This window comes from Streptomyces griseorubiginosus (assembly GCF_017614965.1).
GTDB classification, from domain to species: domain Bacteria; phylum Actinomycetota; class Actinomycetes; order Streptomycetales; family Streptomycetaceae; genus Streptomyces; species Streptomyces griseorubiginosus_B.
The window spans coordinates 18377-36690 of the sequence record NZ_WVUG01000056.1 but is presented as its reverse complement, the minus strand read 5'-3'; the positions used below and the strand labels follow the sequence as shown (position 1 = coordinate 36690).

Below are 18314 nucleotides of genomic sequence, written 5' to 3'. Positions count from 1 at the left end.
CGCCTCCTCCCCCGCCTGGCCGTCCGAAGGGGGGCCACTGAGCGAGGCCGGGGGTCCCCAGGCGCGGGGAGTTCTCCAGGCGCAGACGGGTCCCCAGTCGCGGGGAGGTTCTCCAGGCGCAGGACGGGTCACCTGGCGCAGGGAGGCTCACCGGCGCAGGGCGGGTCATTTGGCGCAGGGAGGCTCACCGGCGCAGGACGGGGCACCTTGCGCAGGACGGGTCACCTTGCGCAGGACGGGTCACCTTGCGCAGGACGGTTCTCCAGGCGCGGGGAGACTCACCGGCGCAGGGACGAGTCCGCAGGCACAGGCAGGCTCACCGGCGCAGGACAGGCCCCACAGACACAAGCACACCCACCGGCGCAGGACAGGCCCCACAGACACAGCGAGACTCACCTGGCGGGCGAGTCCCGCAGGCTGGACGGGACCCGCAGGCGCAGGGCCGTCCCCAGGCGCAGGGAAGCTCACCGGCGCAGGACGGTTCTCCTGGCGCAGGGAGGCTCACCGGCGCAGGGCGGGTCCGCAGGCGCAGGGCCGTTCCCCAGGCGCAGGGCCGTTCCCCAGGCGCAGGGCCGTTCCCCAGGCGCAGGGCCGTTCCCCAGGCGCGGAGCGGCGACCCAGGCGCGGAGCGGCGACCCAGGCGCGGAGCGCGGAGCGGCAACCAAGGCGCGGATCGGCAACCCACACGCTGAGCGGCGACCCAGACGCGGAGCGGCAACCCACACGCGGAGCGGCAACCTACACGCGGAGCGGCAACCTACACGCGGAGCGGCAACCCAGGCGCCGGGCGGCTTCCGTGCCGGCCGGCAGGGGGCCGCCGTGGTCCCCCCGTCATGTGTCCGCCACCCCGCCGACACCCACTGTTCCGTGTCCGCTAGGCGGACCGCGGCGGCGGGCGGCACTGGGTGCCGGATACGGTGGGAAGACCATGAGCGCTTCGCAGATCCCGACCTCCGACGTTCCGGCCGACCCCCCGACCCTCCTCGTCAAGATCTTCGGCAAGGACAGGCCGGGCATCACGGCCGGCCTCTTCGACACCCTCGCCGCCTACTCCGTCGACGTGGTCGACATCGAGCAGGTCGTCACCCGTGGCCGGCTCACGCTGTGCGCGCTCGTGACCCATCCGGCGGCCACGCTCGAGGGCGATCTCCGCGCCACCGTCCACAGCTGGGCGGAGTCGATGAAGATGCAGGCGGAGATCATCTCCGGTCGCGGCGACAACCGGCCGCGTGGCCTCGGCCGCTCCCTGGTCACCGTGCTCGGCCATCCGCTCACCGCGGCGGCCACCGCCCGGATCGCCGCGAACATCGCCCAGGCCGGCGGCAACATCGACCGTATCTTCCGGCTCGCCAAGTACCCGGTGACCGCGGTCGAGTTCGCGGTCTCCGGTGTGGAGACCGAGCCCCTGCGGACCGCCCTGGTGACGGACGCGGCGGCACTCGGTGTCGATGTCGCGGTGGTCGCCGCGGGGCTGCACCGGCGGGCCCAGCGGCTCGTCGTCATGGACGTCGACTCCACGCTCATCCAGGACGAGGTCATCGAGCTGTTCGCCGCGCACGCGGGCTGCGAGGACAAGGTCGCCGAGGTCACGGCCGCGGCGATGCGCGGGGAGCTGGACTTCGAGCAGTCGCTGCACGCGCGCGTGGCGCTGCTGGAGGGGCTGGACGCCTCCGTGGTGGACAAGGTGCGCAGCGAGGTGCGGCTGACGCCGGGCGCGCGCACGCTGATCCGCACGCTGAAGCGGCTCGGCTACCAAGTCGGTGTCGTCTCCGGCGGGTTCACCCAGGTCACCGATGACCTCAAGGAGCGGCTGGGGCTGGACTTCGCCCAGGCCAACACCCTGGAGATCGTCGACGGGAAGCTGACCGGCAAGGTCACCGGCGAGATCGTGGACCGCGCGGGCAAGGCGCGGCTGCTGCGCCGCTTCGCCGCCGAGGCGGGCGTGCCGCTCGCCCAGACCGTGGCGATCGGCGACGGCGCCAACGACCTGGACATGCTCAACGCGGCCGGTCTCGGTGTCGCCTTCAACGCCAAGCCCGTCGTACGGGAGGCGGCGCACACCGCGGTGAACGTGCCGTTCCTGGACACGGTCCTGTATCTGCTGGGCGTCACCCGCGAAGAGGTCGAGGCGGCGGACACGCACGACGACCACTGATCCCCTCGTGAGAACGGCCGTGGGGCCCGGCACCGCTGCGGTGCCGGGCCCCACGGCCTTGGTACGGCGGGCTCCTACTCGGTCGGCGCCCAGTAGTCGACGAGGGTGGCCGCGGCGGGCTCCAGGGCCTTCCAGGAGCCGTCGAAGGACAGGACGGCGAAACCGGCGGCGGGGAAGCCGCGGCGGTTCATCCGCTCGCGGGCGTCGCCCTCGCCCGTGCCGGCCAGGATGTCGGCGAGGCCGTGCACACCAGGGTTGTGGCCGATCAGGATGACGTTCTGCGCGTCGTCCGGGGTCTCGTTCAGCAGGGCGATCAGCTCACCGGGCGAGGCCTCGTAGATCCGCTCCTCATAGACGGTTTTCGGCCGCTGCGGGAACTCGTGGACCGCGAGCTTCCACGTCTCCCGGGTGCGGGTCGCGGTGGAGCACAGTGCCAGATCGAAGGGGATGCCGGTGTCGGCCAGCCTGCGTCCGGCGGCCGCGGCGTCCAGTCGGCCCCGCTCGGCGAGGGGGCGCTCATGGTCGGTCACCTGTGGCCAGTCGGCTTTCGCATGGCGGAAGAGGACGATCCTGCGGGGTTCAGCGACGCTCATGACACCCAGCTTCGCACGAAACAGGCCATGGGGCGCAGGTAGTTGACCGGCGGCTCGACGCGTGCTCTGCGGGTGCTCAGCGAGCCATGAGCTGCTGCGCCCGCTCGAAGAGGTGGGTGATCACCGGGTCGCCGGCCGCCTGTGCGTCGCTCGGGTTCAGCATGAGCGCCAGGAGGACGACGAAGGCGAGCGCGGGCAGGGCGAGGGCCCACCAGGGCAGCCGGATGTCGATGCCGCCCGTGCTCGCCGGGAGGGGCCGGGTGTGCGTAGGGGCCGACATGGGTGCCTCCGTGGTAGCCGTGGTCTTCGAGCGGTCGGTGGCCGCCGTCCGCGGCCACACTTCGAAGGTACGGACCCGGGACCCCTCAACCCATCCGGAGATCCACCCACTTGACCCTGACACCGACCCCCTAGGGGATGGTGGGGCTAGCCCCACCATCGAAGGGGGCGGAGGTCACGGCGAGACGATCGTCGCGACGATGGCGATGACCACGAAGATGGCGAAGAACGAGCCGAAGACGATCAGCATCTTCTTCTGGCCGTTCTGGGGGTTCGGCTCGAGCACTGGCATACGGCCAGTCTCGCACCCCGCGTCCACGCCGGATCCGGCGGGGTGAGCTCAGCGGGCGGCGGCCTCGTCCTCCACCGTGCGGTCGCGGCCCGCCAGGACGCCGACCACCATCTGCGGGACCATCAGCGCGGCCATGAGGGCGATCGGCAGCCCCCAGCCGCCGCTGTGCTGGTAGAGCACGCCGACCAGCAGGGGGCCGGGGATGGAGATGAGGTAGCCGGTGCTCTGCGCGAAGGCCGACAGCTGGGCGACGCCGGCACCGGTCCGCGCCCGCATGCCGACCATCGTCAGGGCGAGCGGGAAGGCGCAGTTGGAGACGCCGAGCAGCAGGGCCCAAGCCCAGGCGCCGCCGGCGGGCGCGAGGTACAGGCCCGCGTAGCCGACCAGGCCGCAGGCGCCCAGCGCCAGCACGATCGGGCCCTGGTGGGGCAGCCTGGTGGCCACGCGCGGGATGACGAAGGCCAGCGGCACGCCCATCACCATCGTGACGGCGAGCAGCAGTCCGGCCGTGCTCGCGGGCACCCCGGCGTCCCGGAAGATCTGCGCCATCCAGCCCATCGTGATGTAGGCGGCGGTGGCCTGCAGTCCGAAGAAGACGGCCAGGGCCCAGGCGGTACGGCTGCGGGTGATCCGCAGGGCGGGGGCCTCCACGCGCGCGTGGACGTCGGAGGAGGTCCGGCCCCGGGCGGGCGCCTCCACGCGCGCGTGCCGGCGTGCCGGGTCGGCGGGCGGCGCGCCCCGGCCCCGTACGAACGGGATCCACGGCAGTACGGCCGTCGCCGCGAGCCCCGCCCACACCCCGAGCCCGGTCTGCCAGTTGCCTCCCAGGGCGTCCGTCATGGGCACCGTCACCGCCGCCGCGACCGAGGTGCCCGCGGCGAGGGCCATGGAGTACAGGCCGGTCATGGAGCCGACGCGGTCCGGGAACCAGCGCTTGACGATGACCGGCATCAGGACGTTGCTGACGGCGATGCCCATGAGGGCGAGCGCGCTGGCGGCCAGGAAGCCCGCCGTGCCGCCCGCGTAGGGCCGTATCAGCAGACCCGCGGTGATGGCCACCATGCCCGCGCAGACGACCGCTCCCGGGCCGAACCGGCGGGCGAGGCGCGGGGCCGTGACGCCGAAGACGGCGAAGCAGAGCGGGGGCACGGAGGTGAGGAGTCCGGCCACGCTGCCGCTCATGCCGAGCCCGTCGCGGACCTCTTCCAGGAGCGCGCCGAGGCTGGTGATGGCAGGGCGGAGGTTGAGCGCCGACAGGACGATGCCGATGACCAGCACCCGCATCGTCCACGCGCGCGTGGCGGGCCGCCCGGAGTCCTGGACGACCGAACTGGGCGCGGTTTCGGACGTCATCGTCGTTGTTTCCTCGCTCCGCATGCCACCTATCATAGAATCATAGGATGACCCGCTGTCCATCCGTTGGTCGGCCTCACCCGGCCACCTCGTGCGAAGGTGTGCCATGCCCCTGAGTCATCCCCGCCGTTCCGCCCTGTCCGAGCAGGTCATCGCCGCGCTGCGCAACCAGATCACCTCGGGCGAGTGGCCGGTCGGCTCCCGCATCCCGACCGAGCCGGAACTGGTCGAGCAGCTCGGGGTGGCCCGCAACACCGTCCGCGAGGCCGTCCGCGCGCTCGCGCACAACGGCCTGCTGGACATCCGCCAGGGCTCGGGCACCTATGTGGTGGCGACCAGTGAGCTGGCCGGTGTGATGCACCGCCGCTTCGCCGACGCCGACCCCGGGCACATCGCCGAGCTGCGCTCCACGCTGGAGTCGGCCGCGGCGAGACTGGCGGCCGAGCGGCGCACGGAGAAGGACCTCAAGCAGCTCGACGCACTGCTGGTGCGCCGCGAGGAGGCCTGGGAGTCGGGCGACGCGGAGGCGTTCGTGACGGCCGACGCCACCTTCCACCTCGCAGTGGTCTCCGCCTCCCACAACGACGTCATGACCGCGATGTACGCCGACCTGGGCGAGGTGCTGCGGGACTGGCTGCGCGAGGACGTGGGCGGCGCGCTGACCCCGGAGTCGTACATGGAGCACACGCGGCTGGTCGACGCGATCCGCGCGGGTGACGCGGAGGCGGCCGGCGCGGCGGCGGCCAGCTATCCGTTCCTGTGCCGTCCGGGGCGGTTCACCGCTTCTGGTGGGTGATCCACGCCGAGCGGACCTCCTCCCAGCAGCGCCCGGTGAGCCGTACGGTCATGGCGGGCCCGGCGTCGACGGTGGCGCTGTCGGTGTCGAGGTCCCACCACCGCTCGCACTCCACGTGCAGGCTGACGCCGTCGGTCCGCGGATAGGGGTTGTGGCAGTACGCGGTCACATGGGAACCGGTGACCTTGGTACGGCACTCGGCGCCGAAGGGCTCCGCCGGGGCGGGCCGCTTCACGCGCGCGTGGGGCACCGCCTCGTAGGGCAGGCACAGGACGAGTACGACGGCTGCGGTCGCTGAGGCCAGGCTGCGGGACAGGCGCACAAGGGGACCTCCTCGGCCGTGCTCGGGAGGGGGAGCGTGTGGTGAACGCTTCATCCAGCGTGCGCGGTCGCCCGCCCGGTCCGCCCGGCCGGCTAGCCCGGACGAGTGACACGCGAGGGCCCGCGTCCCGTAGGACGCGGGCCCTCGTGCTCCCGGCTCGGCCCAGCGGCAGCGTCAGGCGCCGATGGCGTGCAGACCGCCGTCCACGTGGACGATCTCGCCCGTGGTCTTCGGGAACCAGTCGCTCAGCAGGGCGACGACGCCCTTGCCGGCCGGCTCCGGGTCCTTGAGGTCCCACTCCAGCGGGGAGCGGCTGTCCCAGACGGAGGCCAGCTCGCCGAAGCCCGGGATGGACTTGGCGGCCATGGAGCCGATCGGACCCGCGGAGATCAGGTTGCAGCGGATGTTCTGCTTGCCGAGGTCACGCGCGAGGTAGCGGCTGGTGGCCTCCAGGGCGGCCTTGGCCGGGCCCATCCAGTCGTACTGCGGCCAGGCGAAGGACGCGTCGAAGGTGAGGCCGACGACGGAGCCGCCGTTCTGCATCAGCGGCAGGCAGGCCATGGTCAGCGACTTCAGGGAGTACGCCGAGACGTGCATGGCCGTGGCCACCGACTCGAACGGCGTGTTCAGGAAGTTGCCGCCGAGCGCGTCCTGCGGTGCGAAGCCGATGGAGTGCACGACGCCGTCGAGCCCGCCGAGCTCCTCGCCGACCAGGTCGGCCAGCCGGGCCAGGTGCTCGTCGTTGGTGACGTCGAGCTCGATGACCTTGGTGGGCTTGGGGAGCTTCTTGGCGATGCGCTCGGTCAGCGTGGGCCGCGGGAACGCGGTCAGGATGATCTCGGCGCCCTGCTCCTGGGCCAGCTTGGCGGTGTGGAAGGCGATGGAGGACTCCATCAGCACACCGGTGATCAGGACGCGCTTGCCCTCGAGAATTCCGCTCATGGTGTTCAGTGACCCATTCCCAGTCCGCCGTCAACGGGGATGACGGCTCCAGTGATGTACGAGGCGTCGTCCGAGGCGAGGAACCGCACCGTCGCGGCGACCTCCTCGGGCTGCGCGTAGCGGCCGAGCGGCACCTGGGCCACGATGCCCGCGCGCTGCTCTTCGGTGAGCACCTTGGTCATGTCGGTGTCGACGAAGCCGGGCGCGACGACGTTGAACGTGATGTTGCGCGAGCCCAGCTCACGGGCGAGGGAACGCGCGAAGCCGACCAGGGCGGCCTTGGAGGCGGCGTAGTTGGCCTGGCCGGCCGAGCCGAGGAGCCCGACGACCGACGAGATGAGGACGACCCGGCCCTTCTTGGCGCGCAGCATGCCGCGGTTGGCGCGCTTGACCACGCGGAAGGTGCCGGTGAGGTTGGTGTCGAGGACGGACGTGAAGTCCTCCTCGGACATGCGCATCAGGAGCTGGTCCTTGGTGACGCCGGCGTTGGCGATGAGGACCTCGACCGGACCGTGCTGGGCCTCGATCTCCTTGTAGGCCTGCTCCACCTGCTCGGTGTCGGTGATGTCGCACTTGACGGCCAGGAAGCCGGCCGGCGGCTCCCCGGAGCGGTATGTGATCGCGACCTTGTCGCCGGCGTCGGCGAACGCGCGGGCGATGGCGAGGCCGATGCCCCGGTTGCCTCCGGTGACGAGAACCGAGCGGCTCAACGGATCACCCTTTCGATAGGGGTCTGACACACCCGCCCAACACCTGGTGACAGGCGGCTTCAGTCGAAAACCTATCGGGCCGGTCGCGCCTGAGGACATTCGGGCACCGACAGTGGCGTACGGGACTCACTGTCGGGTCTCTACAGAATCGTCCCGACAGCGGCCCGAAACCTGTGGTCGGCGGCCCCGCCGGCGCGACATGATCGGGGCAACCGCCGGTCCGGTCAGGTCACGACAGTCAAGGAGAGACCTCGGTGCCTCATACCATCGACGAAGCCTTCACGGCCCTACCCCTGCGCGCCCTCGCCGACGCGGCTCTGGCACGCGCGCGTGCGCTGGGCGCCGAGCACGCCGACTTCCGGTTCGAGCGGGTGCGCAGCGCCTCCTGGCGGCTGCGGGACGCCAAGCTCGCCGGTTCGTCGGACACCACCGACCTCGGATACGCGGTGCGGGTCGTGCACGGGGGCACCTGGGGCTTCGCGTCCGGGGTGGATCTGACGCTCGACGCGGCGGCCAAGGTCGCCTCGCAGGCGGTGGCGATGGCCAAGCTGTCCGCCCAGGTGATCAGGGCGGCCGGCTCGGACGAGCGCGTGGAGCTGGCGGACGAGCCCGTGCACGCCGACCGGACGTGGATCTCGTCGTACGAGATCGACCCGTTCACCGTGCCGGACGAGGAGAAGTCGGCGCTGCTGGCCGACTGGAGTTCGCGGCTGCTGGCGGCGAACGGCGTCAACCATGTCGACGCCTCGCTGCTGACCGTGCACGAGAACAAGTTCTACGCCGACACCGCGGGGACGGTGACCACCCAGCAGCGGGTGCGGCTGCATCCGTCGCTGACGGCCGTGTCGGTCGACGAGTCCAGCGGCGAGTTCGACTCGATGCGGACGATCGCGCCGCCGGTCGGACGCGGCTGGGAGTACCTCACGGGCACCGGCTGGGACTGGGAGAGCGAGCTGGAGCAGATCCCGGAACTGCTCGCCGAGAAGATGCGGGCGCCGAGCGTCGAGGCGGGTCTGTACGACCTGGTCGTCGACCCGTCCAACCTGTGGCTGACCATCCACGAGTCCATCGGCCACGCCACCGAGCTGGACCGCGCGCTCGGCTACGAGGCCGCCTACGCCGGCACCTCCTTCGCCACCTTCGACCAGCTGGGCAAGCTCAGGTACGGCTCCGAGCTGATGAACGTCACCGGCGACCGCACCGCCGAACACGGACTCGCGACCATCGGGTACGACGACGAGGGCGTCGAGGGCCAGTCCTGGGACCTGGTGAAGGACGGCCGGCTCGTCGGCTACCAGCTGGACCGGCGCATCGCCAGGCTGACCGGCTTCGAGCGGTCGAACGGCTGCGCCTTCGCGGACTCCCCCGGCCATGTGCCGGTGCAGCGCATGGCCAACGTGTCGCTGCGTCCGGATCCGGCGGGGATGTCGACGGACGATCTGATCGGCAGCGTGGACCGCGGGATCTACGTCGTCGGGGACCGGTCGTGGTCGATCGACATGCAGCGCTACAACTTCCAGTTCACCGGCCAGCGGTTCTTCCGGATCGAGAACGGGCGGATCACCGGGCAGCTGCGGGACGTGGCCTACCAGGCGACGACCACCGACTTCTGGGGCTCCATGGCCGCGGTGGGCGGCCCGCAGACGTACGTCCTCGGGGGCGCCTTCAACTGTGGCAAGGCCCAGCCGGGCCAGGTCGCCGCCGTCTCGCACGGCTGCCCCTCCGCGCTCTTCAGGGGCGTCAACATCCTCAACACCACACAGGAGGCCGGTCGATGAGCGCCCGCACCCACAAGCCCCACGAGATCGTCGAGCGGGCGCTGGAGCTGTCCACCGCCGACGGCTGTGTCGTCATCGCCGACGAGCACTCCACCGCCAACCTGCGCTGGGCGGGCAACGCGCTCACCACCAACGGCGTCACCCGCGGCCGTACGCTCACGGTCGTCGCGACCGTCGACGGCAAGGAGGGCACCGCCTCCGGTGTGGTCTCCCGCTCGGCGGTGACCGTGGACGAGCTGGAGCCCCTGGTGCGGGCCGCCGAGGCCGCCGCCCGCAGCGCGGGGCCCGCCGAGGACGCGCAGCCCCTGGTGACCGGCGTCCCCGCGTCCCCGGACTTCACGGACGCGCCCGCGGAGACCACCTCCGCCGTCTTCGCCGACTTCGCGCCCGCGCTGGGCGAGGCCTTCGCACGCGCGCGTGCCGGCGAGCGCGAGCTGTACGGCTTCGCCAACCACGAGCTGGTGACGAGCTACATCGGTACGTCGACGGGGCTGCGCCTGCGTCACGACCAGCCCAACGGCACCCTGGAGCTGAACGCCAAGTCGCCGGACCGTACGCGCTCGGCGTGGGCGGGCCGCTCGACGCGGGACTTCAAGGACGTCGACCCGGCGGCGCTGGACGCCGAACTCGCCGTCCGCCTCGGCTGGGCGGAGCGGCGCGTCGAAATGCCGGCCGGGCGGTACGAGACGCTGCTGCCGCCGACCGCGGTGGCCGACCTGCTGATCTACCAGCTGTGGTCGGCGTCCGGCCGGGACGCGGTCGAGGGGCGCACGGTGTTCTCCAGGCCGGGCGGCGGCACGCGCGTGGGCGACCGGCTGACCGAGCTGCCGCTGACCCTGCGCAGCGACCCGAACGAGCCGGGACTGGAGTCGGCGCCCTTCGTGATCGCGCACTCCTCCGGGGGCGACCAGTCGGTGTTCGACAACGGGCTTCCGCTCACGGCCACCGAGTGGGTGCGGGAGGGCGAGCTGCGGCACCTCACGACCACCCGGCACAGTGCGGGCCTGACCGGGCTGCCGGTGGCTCCCGCCATCGACAACCTCGTCCTGACCGGTGGCGAGGACCGCTCGCTGGAGGAGATGGTGGCGGGCACCGGGCGCGGGCTGCTGCTGACCTGCCTCTGGTACATCCGCGAGGTCGACCCGGCCACCCTGCTGCTCACCGGCCTGACCCGGGACGGCGTCTACCTCGTCGAGAACGGCGAGGTGACCGGCGAGGTCAACAACTTCCGGTTCAACGAGTCCCCGGTCGACCTGCTGGGCCGGGCCACCGAGGCCGGGCGCACGGAAAAGACGCTGCCGCGGGAGTGGAGCGACTGGTTCACTAGGGCTGCGATGCCCGCGCTGCGGGTGCCCGACTTCAATATGAGCTCTGTCAGTCAGGGCGTATAACCTCGTAGCCGGTGGCCGCTCGACCGCCCGAAGATCATCAAGGAGATACGAGAACCGTGACGGACATCGTCGACGAACTGAAGTGGCGCGGGCTGATCGCCCTCTCCACTGACGAGGACGCATTGCGCAAGGCGTTCGCGGACGGTCCCGTCACGTTCTATTGCGGCTTCGACCCGACCGCGCCCAGCCTGCACCTCGGCAACCTCGTGCAGATCCTGACGATGCGCCGGATCCAGGACGCGGGCAACCGTCCGCTGGGTTTGGTCGGGGGGGCCACCGGTCTGATCGGTGACCCGAAGCCCAACGCCGAGCGCACGCTGAACTCGCCGGAGGTCGTCGCGGGCTGGGTGGAGCGGCTGCGCGCGCAGATCGCCCCGCTGCTGGACTTCGACGGGCCGAACGCCGCGGTCATGGTCAACAACCTGGACTGGACCCAGGGGATGTCGGCCATCGAGTTCCTGCGGGACGTCGGCAAGCACTTCCGCGTGAACAAGATGATCGCCAAGGAGGCCGTCGCCCGGCGTCTGGAGTCCCAGGAGGGCATCAGCTACACCGAGTTCAGCTACCAGATCCTGCAGGGCATGGACTTCCTGGAGCTGTACCGGCGGTACGGCTGCACGCTGCAGACCGGCGGCAGCGACCAGTGGGGCAACCTCACCTCGGGCACGGACCTGATCCACAAGGTCGAGCCCGACGCCGTGGTGCACGCGCTGGGCACGCCGCTGATCACCAAGGCCGACGGCACCAAGTTCGGCAAGACCGAGTCCGGCACGGTCTGGCTGGATGCCGAGATGACCACGCCGTACGCCTTCTACCAGTTCTGGCTGAACGCGGACGACCGGGACGTCTCCAAGTTCCTGCGCATCTTCAGCTTCCGCTCCCGTGCGGAGATCGAGGAGCTGGAGAAGCAGACCGAGGAGCGGCCGCAGGCACGGGCCGCTCAGCGGGCGCTGGCGGAGGAGCTGACGACGCTGGTGCACGGCGCCGAGCAGACGGCCGCGGTGATCGCCGCGTCGAAGGCGCTGTTCGGACAGGGTGAGCTGGCGGAGCTGGACGAGCGGACGCTGTCGGCGGCGCTGTCCGAGGTGCCGCACATCAAGGTCGCCGAGCTCGGCCCCGTCGTGGACCTGTTCGCCGAGGTCGGTCTGGTGGCCAGCAAGTCCGCCGCGCGGCGGACGGTGAAGGAGGGCGGTGCGTACGTGAACAACGTCAAGGTCGCCTCCGAGGACGCCGCCGCGGCCAAGGAGGACCTGCTGCACGGGCGGTGGCTGGTGCTGCGCCGGGGCAAGAAGAACCTGGCGGCGGTCGAGGTCACGCCCGCCTAGTCGACGGACAAGGGCCGGGCTTCCATGGACCGCCATGGAAGCCCGGCCCTGTTCTGTCAGGCCGTCTGTTTGCGCTTGCCCAGCGTCGCCATGTACAGCATGTCGACCACGAAGACGATGATGATCGCGGCCACGAGCTGGAAGGCGTGGCGGCTCCAGTCGATGCCGGGGGTCGACTCCACCCCGACGGCGCGTGCGATCGCGTTGCCGACGATCGCGCCGAGCATCCCGCAGATGGTGGTCAGCCAGAGGGGACTGTGCTGCTTGCCGGGGATGATCGCCTTGGCGATCAGGCCCAGCACGAATCCCACGATGATCGCCCACAACCAGCCCATGACTGCCTCCTTGTACGGCTCGAGGTGAGCACTAGGGTCAGTCTTCGCCCGTACGCCGTACGGCGCATGTCGGGTGCCGCCGTACGCGCTACGGCCGATGCCGGTCGTCCAGGCGGGAGGTGACCCGGTCTCGTAGGCGACGCAGGCGCGGCGTAACGTGGGAGTGGTCCGGACCTCGTACCCCGACCGGGGTCGGACCGGGCACGGGGCGGTGCGGGGCCGATGCGGGCGGATGGTGGAATGTGATGCGGAAGCAGCATGGCGGTGGCAACGGCCAGGTGTTCCGGATCACCGGGGCCCGGACGGGACTCCACGAGGACGTACGCGGCCGGCAGCGGCGGTACGTGATCTCGATGTCGATCCGTACGGTGGCGGTGATTCTCGCGGCCTCGCTGTGGAACGTCGAACGGCCCGTCGCGATCGTGGCGTTGGTCCTGGGAGCGGTGCTGCCCTATATCGCGGTGGTGATCGCGAACGCGGGGCGGGAGAACGCGCCGTCGCTTCCCACGACGTTCGTGACCGTGCCGATGCGGCCGATGATCACATCGTCACGGACGAATGACGGTTTCACGGAACCCGTCCCGGAAGATGTCACGACGGAGCCCGGGCCGGGCGTACGAAGCGAGCCGCGCGACTGGGCCTGAGCGGCGCGCGGGTGTCACAAGCGGAAGGCGACTACGCGCCAAGCTCAAGAAAAGCTCAGATCAATCATGTTGTTCCAGTGCCGGGCGACGGGTTACCCGTGACATACTTCGTAGGCGCTCCGCATCCCCCGTCGGAGCGACGGACCGACGCCGGGCAGCTCCCCCCGTGGCTGCTCGGCGTCGCCTTTTGTGCAGCGGTTGTGAGACGAATCTGTGAGTGACGAGACCACCCCCATCTGCTCCGCCAAAGGCTGCCGTGTCGCCGCCGTGTGGGTGCTGGCGTGGAACAATCCGAAGATCCACACGCCGGAGCGGCGCAAGACCTGGCTCGCGTGTGAGGAGCACCGGGAGCATCTGTCGCAGTTCCTCGGGGTGCGGGGGTTCCTGAAGGACGTCGTGCCGCTCCCGGAGTGGGAGGCGGCCGCCGGGCCTGACCGCCGATAACCCGCCGGTCAACCGCCGATCGCCGACATCGGCCTGTCCGGCTGGACGAAGGACGGGTCGTCCAGGCCGGCGCCCGCCTTCTTGCCCCACATCGCCAGGCGCCAGACGCGGGCGATCTCCTCGTCCGGGGAGCCGTCGCGCAGGGCGGCCCGCAGGTCGGTCTCCTCCCGGGCGAACAGGCAGGTGCGTATCTGGCCGTCGGCGGTGAGGCGGGTGCGGTCGCAGGCCGCGCAGAAGGGGCGGGTGACGGAGGCGATGACGCCCACGCGGTGCGGGCCGCCGTCGACCAGCCAACGCTCGGCGGGGGCCGAGCCGCGCTCGTCCGCGCCCTCGGGGGTGAGGTCGAAGCGGGTCCGCAGGGAGGCCAGGATGTCGCCCGCCGTGACCATGCCCTCGCGCTTCCAGCCGTGCTGGGCGTCCAGGGGCATCTGCTCGATGAAGCGCAGTTCGTAGTCGTGCGCGACGGCCCAGGCCAGCAGGTCCGGGGCCTCGTCGTCGTTCAGGCCGGGCATCAGGACCGAGTTGACCTTCACCGGGGTCAGTCCGGCCTCGCGGGCGGCTTCGAGGCCGTCGAGGACGTCCTGGTGGCGGTTGCGGCGGGTGAGGGTCTTGAAGACGTCCGGGCGCAGGGTGTCCAGGGAGACGTTGACCCGGTCCAGGCCGGCCGCCTTCAGGGCCGTCGCGGTGCGCCTCAGGCCGATGCCGTTGGTGGTGAGGGACATCTGGGGGCGGGGGTCCAGCCGGGCGACGCGCTCCACGATGCCGACCAGGCCGGGGCGCAGCAGGGGCTCGCCGCCGGTGAAGCGGACCTCCTCGATGCCCAGTGAGGTGACTGCGATGTCGATGAGGCGGACGATCTCGTCGTCCGTGAGCAGGTCGGGCTTGGCCAGCCACTGCAGGCCCTCCTCGGGCATGCAGTACGTACAGCGGAGGTTGCACCGGTCGGTCAGCGAGACCCTCAGGTCGGTGGCCACTCGGCCGTAGGTGTCGATGAGCACGTGGGCCCCCTCCCTCGTAGCGGTTCGGCGCGGGCGGATCAGCGCCGTCGGGTCTTTTCCTGTCACTTGCGAGCCTACGTGACACGACTGACAACGACAGCGGCCCGATCCCACGAGGTGCGGCGCGGCCGCGTCGTAGGGATCTACGACGCGGCCGCCGGGAGGGGGTGGTGCGGGGTTTCTCAGTGGGCTCCGGTGCCGGTGAGGGACCGGACCTCCAGTTCGGCGTACTTGCCGGCGTCCGGCTCCTCCTTGGAGAGGTAGGTGCCGAGGATGCCGAGCAGGAAGCCGACCGGGATCGAGATGATGCCGGGGTTCTCCAGCGGGAACCAGTGGAAGTCGACGTCCGGGAACATCGACGTCGGCTTGCCCGAGACGACCGGCGAGAACAGCACCAGGCCGACCGCGGTGACCAGGCCGCCGTAGATCGACCACAGGGCTCCGGAGGTGGTGAACCGCTTCCAGAAGAGGCTGTAGAGGATCGTGGGCAGGTTGGCCGAGGCGGCGACCGCGAAGGCCAGGGCGACCAGGCCGGCCACGTTCAGGTCGCGGGCGAGGGCGCCGAGGACGATGGAGACCGCGCCGATGCCGACGGTCGCCCAGCGGGCCGCGCCGATCTCCTGCTTCTCGGTGGCCTGGCCCTTCCTGATGACGTTCGCGTAGATGTCGTGCGCGAAGGAGGAGGACGAGGCCAGGGTCAGGCCCGCGACGACCGCGAGGATCGTGGCGAACGCGACCGCGGAGATGGTGGCGAGCAGGATCGCGCCCCAGTTGGAGTCCACGCCCCCGAGGTGCAGGGCGAGCAGGGGTGCGGCCGTGTTGCCCGCCTTGTTGGAGGCGATGATCTCGTCGGGCTTGATCAGCGCGGCGGCGCCGAAGCCGAGGGCGAGGGTCATCAGGTAGAAGGCGCCGATCAGGCCGATCGCCCAGATCACGGACTTACGGGCGGCCTTGGCGGTCGGCACCGTGTAGAAGCGGATCAGGATGTGCGGCAGGCCGGCGGTGCCCAGGACCAGGGCGATGCCGAGGGAGATGAAGTCCAGCTTGGTGGTGCCCGTGGCGCCGTACTTCAGGCCGGGTTCCAGGAAGGCGGCGCCCTTGCCGCTGTTGTCGGCGGCGGAGCCGAGCAGGTCGGAGACGTTGAAGTGGAACTTCAGCAGGACCAGGAAGGTCAGCAGCAGCGCGCCCGCGATCAGCAGGACCGCCTTGACCATCTGCACCCAGGTGGTGCCCTTCATGCCGCCGATGGTGACGTACACGATCATCAGGACGCCGACCAGGGCGACGATGCCGATCTTGCCGCCGTCGCTGGTGATGCCGAGCAGCAGGGAGACCAGGACGCCCGCGCCCGCCATCTGGGCCAGCAGGTAGAAGATCGAGACGACGATGGTGGACGTACCGGCCGCCGTGCGGACCGGGCGCTGGCGCATGCGGTAGGCGAGGACGTCGCCCATGGTGTAGCGGCCGGAGTTGCGCAGCGGTTCGGCGACCAGGAGCAGGGCGACCAGCCAGGCGACCAGGAAGCCGATGGAGTACAGGAAGCCGTCGTAGCCGAAGAGGGCGATGGCGCCGGCGATGCCGAGGAAGGACGCGGCGGACATGTAGTCGCCGGAGACGGCGAGGCCGTTCTGGAAGCCGGTGAACTGGCGTCCGCCGGCGTAGAAGTCGGCGGCGTCCTTGGTCTGCCGGCCGGCCCAGACGGTGATGACGAGGGTCGCGGCGACGAACACCGCGAACAGGGTGATGATCAGCGGGCGGTGCTGGCTCGCCTCGCCCGCGGCGAGCAGGGTGTGCTGCGCGGGGCTCATGCGCCGCCCTCCATCCGGGTCTTGATGGCCTCGGCCTTGGGGTCGAGCTTGGCGGCGGCGTGCCGCGAGTACCACCAGGCGATCAGGAACGTGGTCAGGAACTGGGCGAGACCCAGGACGAGGGCCACGTTGATGTTGCCGACCACCTGGGTGCCCATGAAATCGTCCGCGTAGTTCGACAGCAGGACGTACAGCAGGTACCAGGCGATGAAGCCGATGGTGAGCGGGAAGGCGAACGAGCGGTGGGAGCGGCGCAGTTCACCGAACTCCGCGCTCTCCTGCACCGTCACGAACTCCTCGGTGGAGGGGAGTTGGGCCTGGGTATTCGAGGGGGGCGGTGTCTCGGTGGCCACGGAGTCTCCTCGCGTTGCGGGTGCGGGCGGGACGGGGTCGGGGCGAGTGTCCTCGCGTTCCCTGTCCAAGGTCACGGCGCCACGCGAGGACAGGTTCAACGTCCTTGACCTCTTTCCGGACCGACCTTGAGGAACTCATTGCTGACCAGGGACTTCGGAGGATAGTTTTCGCCCTGGACCGCCCGTCATGTACCTGCCCGAGCACCACCTGTGTCTCGGGCCGTTTTCGTATCCGGATGATGTGGAGACCCCATGGCTCATCTGCGTCCCAGACGCCGGCTCGCCCTCGCGGTGCCGGTCGCGCTGTCGCTGACCGCCTCGCTCGGCTTCCTCCCCGCGGCCGCGCAGGCCGCCCCACGCGCGGAGTCCGCCTCCCAGGCAGCCGCCGCGGACACCTACGCCTACCTCGTCAACACGAAGACGGACCCTTACACGATCAAGTCGGTCAAGGCGGCGATCAAGGCGGCCGGCGGTTCCGTCGTGGTGTCGTACGACAGGATCGGTGTGATCGTCGTCCACTCGACGGACCTCGACTTCGCCAAGAAGATACGCAAGGTGCGCGGCGTGCAGTCCGCCGGCGCCTCGCGGACCTCGCCGGTGCAGGCGGCGGGGACGACGGACGAGGGCGCGGTGCAGTACCTCTCCAAGGCCGGGTCGGCGAAGCTCGCGAAGAGCGCCACGGCGGGCGAGGAGCCCCTCGAGGCCGACCAGTGGGACCTGAGGGCGATCGGCGCCGACAAGGCGGCCGCGATCGACCCGGGCAGCAAGAAGGTGACCGTCGCGGTCATCGACGTCGGCGTCGACGACACCCACCCCGACATAGCGCCGAACTTCTCGCCCTCGCAGTCCGCGAACTGCGTGAGCGGCAAGGCGGACACCACGTACGGCTCCTGGCGGCCGGTGGACGCCGACCACTACCACGGCACGCACGTGGCCGGCGAGATAGCCGCCGCTCGCAACGGCATCGGTGTCGCGGGCGTCGCGCCCGGTGTGAAGGTCGCCGGCATCACGGTGGCCCAGCCGGACGCGAACCAGTTGTTCTTCCCGGAGAGCGTCGTCTGCGCCTTCGTGTTCGCCGCCGACCACGGCGTCGAGATCACCAACAACAGCTACTACGTTGATCCGTGGCAGTACAACTGCATGGACGATCCCGATCAGCGCGCGATCGTCGACGCGGTCAACAGGGCCCAGTTGTACGCCCAGCACAAGGGCACGCTCAATGTCGCCGCGGCGGGCAACTCCAACGACGACCTCGACTCGGACGCCCTTGTCGACGCCTCCAGCCCGGACGACTCGACGCCGGTGAACCGTACGGTCGATCCGCACGAGTGCTTCGACGTGCCGACCCAGCTACCGGGTGTCGTCACGGTCAGCGCGACGGGCGTCAAGGGCGCCAAGTCGTACTACTCCAGCTACGGCTACGGCGTCGTCGACGTCGCGGCGCCCGGCGGGGACAAGTACCAGATCCCGGACACGCCGTCGAAGAACGGCCGCATCCTGTCCACGCTGCCCAACAACCAGTACGGCTACCTCCAGGGCACGTCGATGGCGACTCCGCACGTGGCGGCCGTGGCCGCGCTGCTGAAGTCGACGCACCCGTGGGCGACGCCGTCCCAGTTGCAGGCGCTGCTGAAGGCCGAGGCGGTGAACCCGGGCTGCCCGACGGACCCGTACGACGGGAACGGCGACGGCGTGGTGGACGCGACCTGTGTGGGCGGCAAGCGCGTCAACGGCTTCTACGGCTTCGGCATCGTGAGCGCTCTGCGCGCGGTGAAGTAACCCGGCCGGGGTCTGTA

Annotated in this window: 19 protein-coding genes; 8 read left to right on the top strand and 11 right to left on the bottom strand. The window is 70.7% G+C overall.

Features of this window, described 5'->3' with window-relative positions; all coding sequences use genetic code 11:
* The first annotated feature begins 928 nt into the window (after positions 1-928).
* Positions 929-2155, top strand: coding sequence for a phosphoserine phosphatase SerB (serB, locus tag GRC12_RS13935; RefSeq protein ID WP_208779553.1), 1227 nt, complete (start codon positions 929-931; stop codon positions 2153-2155).
* A gap of 74 nt (positions 2156-2229) precedes the next feature.
* Here the strand turns inward: serB and GRC12_RS13930 are convergent, their stop codons facing one another.
* From GRC12_RS13930 to GRC12_RS13920, 4 genes are all read right to left on the bottom strand, one after another.
* Positions 2230-2748, bottom strand: coding sequence for a SixA phosphatase family protein (locus tag GRC12_RS13930; RefSeq protein ID WP_208779552.1), 519 nt, complete (start codon positions 2746-2748; stop codon positions 2230-2232).
* Between the two features lie 76 nt (positions 2749-2824).
* The gene (locus GRC12_RS13925; RefSeq protein ID WP_208779551.1) at positions 2825-3028 is read right to left on the bottom strand and encodes a hypothetical protein; all 204 of its coding nucleotides are present in this window, start codon (positions 3026-3028) and stop codon (positions 2825-2827) included.
* A gap of 174 nt (positions 3029-3202) precedes the next feature.
* Positions 3203-3319: an SGM_5486 family transporter-associated protein gene (locus tag GRC12_RS46400; RefSeq protein WP_280117473.1), complete on the bottom strand. Its 117-nt coding sequence runs from the start codon at positions 3317-3319 to the stop codon at positions 3203-3205.
* Positions 3320-3367: 48 nt separating this feature from the next.
* The gene (locus GRC12_RS13920) at positions 3368-4708 is read right to left on the bottom strand and encodes a CynX/NimT family MFS transporter (protein ID WP_208779550.1); all 1341 of its coding nucleotides are present in this window, start codon (positions 4706-4708) and stop codon (positions 3368-3370) included.
* Positions 4709-4778: 70 nt separating this feature from the next.
* Here GRC12_RS13920 and GRC12_RS13915 point away from each other — a divergent pair, with 70 nt between their 5' ends.
* Positions 4779-5468, top strand: a complete 690-nt coding sequence (locus tag GRC12_RS13915; protein ID WP_208779549.1) for a FadR/GntR family transcriptional regulator — start codon at positions 4779-4781, stop codon at positions 5466-5468.
* Here the strand turns inward: GRC12_RS13915 and GRC12_RS13910 are convergent.
* From GRC12_RS13910 to fabG, 3 genes are all read right to left on the bottom strand, one after another.
* Positions 5449-5790 carry a hypothetical protein gene (locus GRC12_RS13910; RefSeq protein WP_208779548.1) on the bottom strand — a complete coding sequence of 114 codons (342 nt, stop codon included), beginning with the start codon at positions 5788-5790 and terminating at the stop codon, positions 5449-5451. The genes GRC12_RS13915 and GRC12_RS13910 overlap by 20 nt on opposite strands.
* Before the next feature lie 174 nt (positions 5791-5964).
* The gene (fabI, locus tag GRC12_RS13905; RefSeq protein WP_133048254.1) at positions 5965-6732 is read right to left on the bottom strand and encodes an enoyl-ACP reductase FabI; all 768 of its coding nucleotides are present in this window, start codon (positions 6730-6732) and stop codon (positions 5965-5967) included.
* 5 nt (positions 6733-6737) lie between these two features.
* Positions 6738-7442 (bottom strand): 3-oxoacyl-[acyl-carrier-protein] reductase, encoded by a 705-nt coding sequence (gene fabG, locus GRC12_RS13900; protein WP_208779547.1) that lies wholly within the window; start codon positions 7440-7442, stop codon positions 6738-6740.
* Positions 7443-7696: 254 nt separating this feature from the next.
* Between fabG and GRC12_RS13895 the strand changes: the two genes are divergently transcribed.
* The 3 genes from GRC12_RS13895 to tyrS are packed head-to-tail and all read left to right on the top strand — an operon-like array spanning position 7697 to position 11936.
* On the top strand, positions 7697-9220 hold the full coding sequence (locus GRC12_RS13895) for a TldD/PmbA family protein (RefSeq protein WP_208779546.1): 1524 nt from the start codon (positions 7697-7699) through the stop codon (positions 9218-9220).
* Complete coding sequence (locus GRC12_RS13890) at positions 9217-10611, top strand: metallopeptidase TldD-related protein (RefSeq protein WP_208779545.1); 1395 nt, start codon at positions 9217-9219, stop codon at positions 10609-10611. The genes GRC12_RS13895 and GRC12_RS13890 overlap by 4 nt, the downstream gene beginning before the upstream one ends.
* 56 nt (positions 10612-10667) lie before the next feature.
* A complete protein-coding gene (gene tyrS, locus GRC12_RS13885; RefSeq protein ID WP_208779544.1) occupies positions 10668-11936 on the top strand; it encodes a tyrosine--tRNA ligase in 1269 nt (422 codons plus the stop codon).
* A gap of 56 nt (positions 11937-11992) precedes the next feature.
* On the opposite strand, the gene GRC12_RS13880 is transcribed toward tyrS, so the two are convergent.
* A complete protein-coding gene (locus tag GRC12_RS13880) occupies positions 11993-12271 on the bottom strand; it encodes a GlsB/YeaQ/YmgE family stress response membrane protein (protein WP_133048249.1) in 279 nt (92 codons plus the stop codon).
* Between the two features lie 245 nt (positions 12272-12516).
* Here GRC12_RS13880 and GRC12_RS13875 point away from each other — a divergent pair, with 245 nt between their 5' ends.
* Positions 12517-12915, top strand: coding sequence for a DUF3099 domain-containing protein (locus GRC12_RS13875; RefSeq protein ID WP_208779543.1), 399 nt, complete (start codon positions 12517-12519; stop codon positions 12913-12915).
* A 213-nt stretch (positions 12916-13128) separates the two neighbouring features.
* Positions 13129-13359, top strand: coding sequence for a hypothetical protein (locus GRC12_RS13870; protein WP_208779542.1), 231 nt, complete (start codon positions 13129-13131; stop codon positions 13357-13359).
* An 8-nt stretch (positions 13360-13367) separates the two neighbouring features.
* On the opposite strand, the gene moaA is transcribed toward GRC12_RS13870, so the two are convergent.
* The 3 genes from moaA to GRC12_RS13855 form a co-directional block, all read right to left on the bottom strand.
* Positions 13368-14357, bottom strand: coding sequence for a GTP 3',8-cyclase MoaA (moaA, locus tag GRC12_RS13865; RefSeq protein WP_308286548.1), 990 nt, complete (start codon positions 14355-14357; stop codon positions 13368-13370).
* A gap of 182 nt (positions 14358-14539) precedes the next feature.
* Positions 14540-16165 carry a solute symporter family protein gene (locus GRC12_RS13860; RefSeq protein WP_133048246.1) on the bottom strand — a complete coding sequence of 542 codons (1626 nt, stop codon included), beginning with the start codon at positions 16163-16165 and terminating at the stop codon, positions 14540-14542.
* A complete protein-coding gene (locus GRC12_RS13855; protein ID WP_208779541.1) occupies positions 16162-16518 on the bottom strand; it encodes a DUF485 domain-containing protein in 357 nt (118 codons plus the stop codon). The genes GRC12_RS13860 and GRC12_RS13855 overlap by 4 nt, the downstream gene beginning before the upstream one ends.
* A gap of 252 nt (positions 16519-16770) precedes the next feature.
* Between GRC12_RS13855 and GRC12_RS13850 the strand changes: the two genes are divergently transcribed.
* Complete coding sequence (locus GRC12_RS13850) at positions 16771-18297, top strand: S8 family serine peptidase (RefSeq protein WP_208779540.1); 1527 nt, start codon at positions 16771-16773, stop codon at positions 18295-18297.
* Positions 18298-18314: the final 17 nt, after the last annotated feature.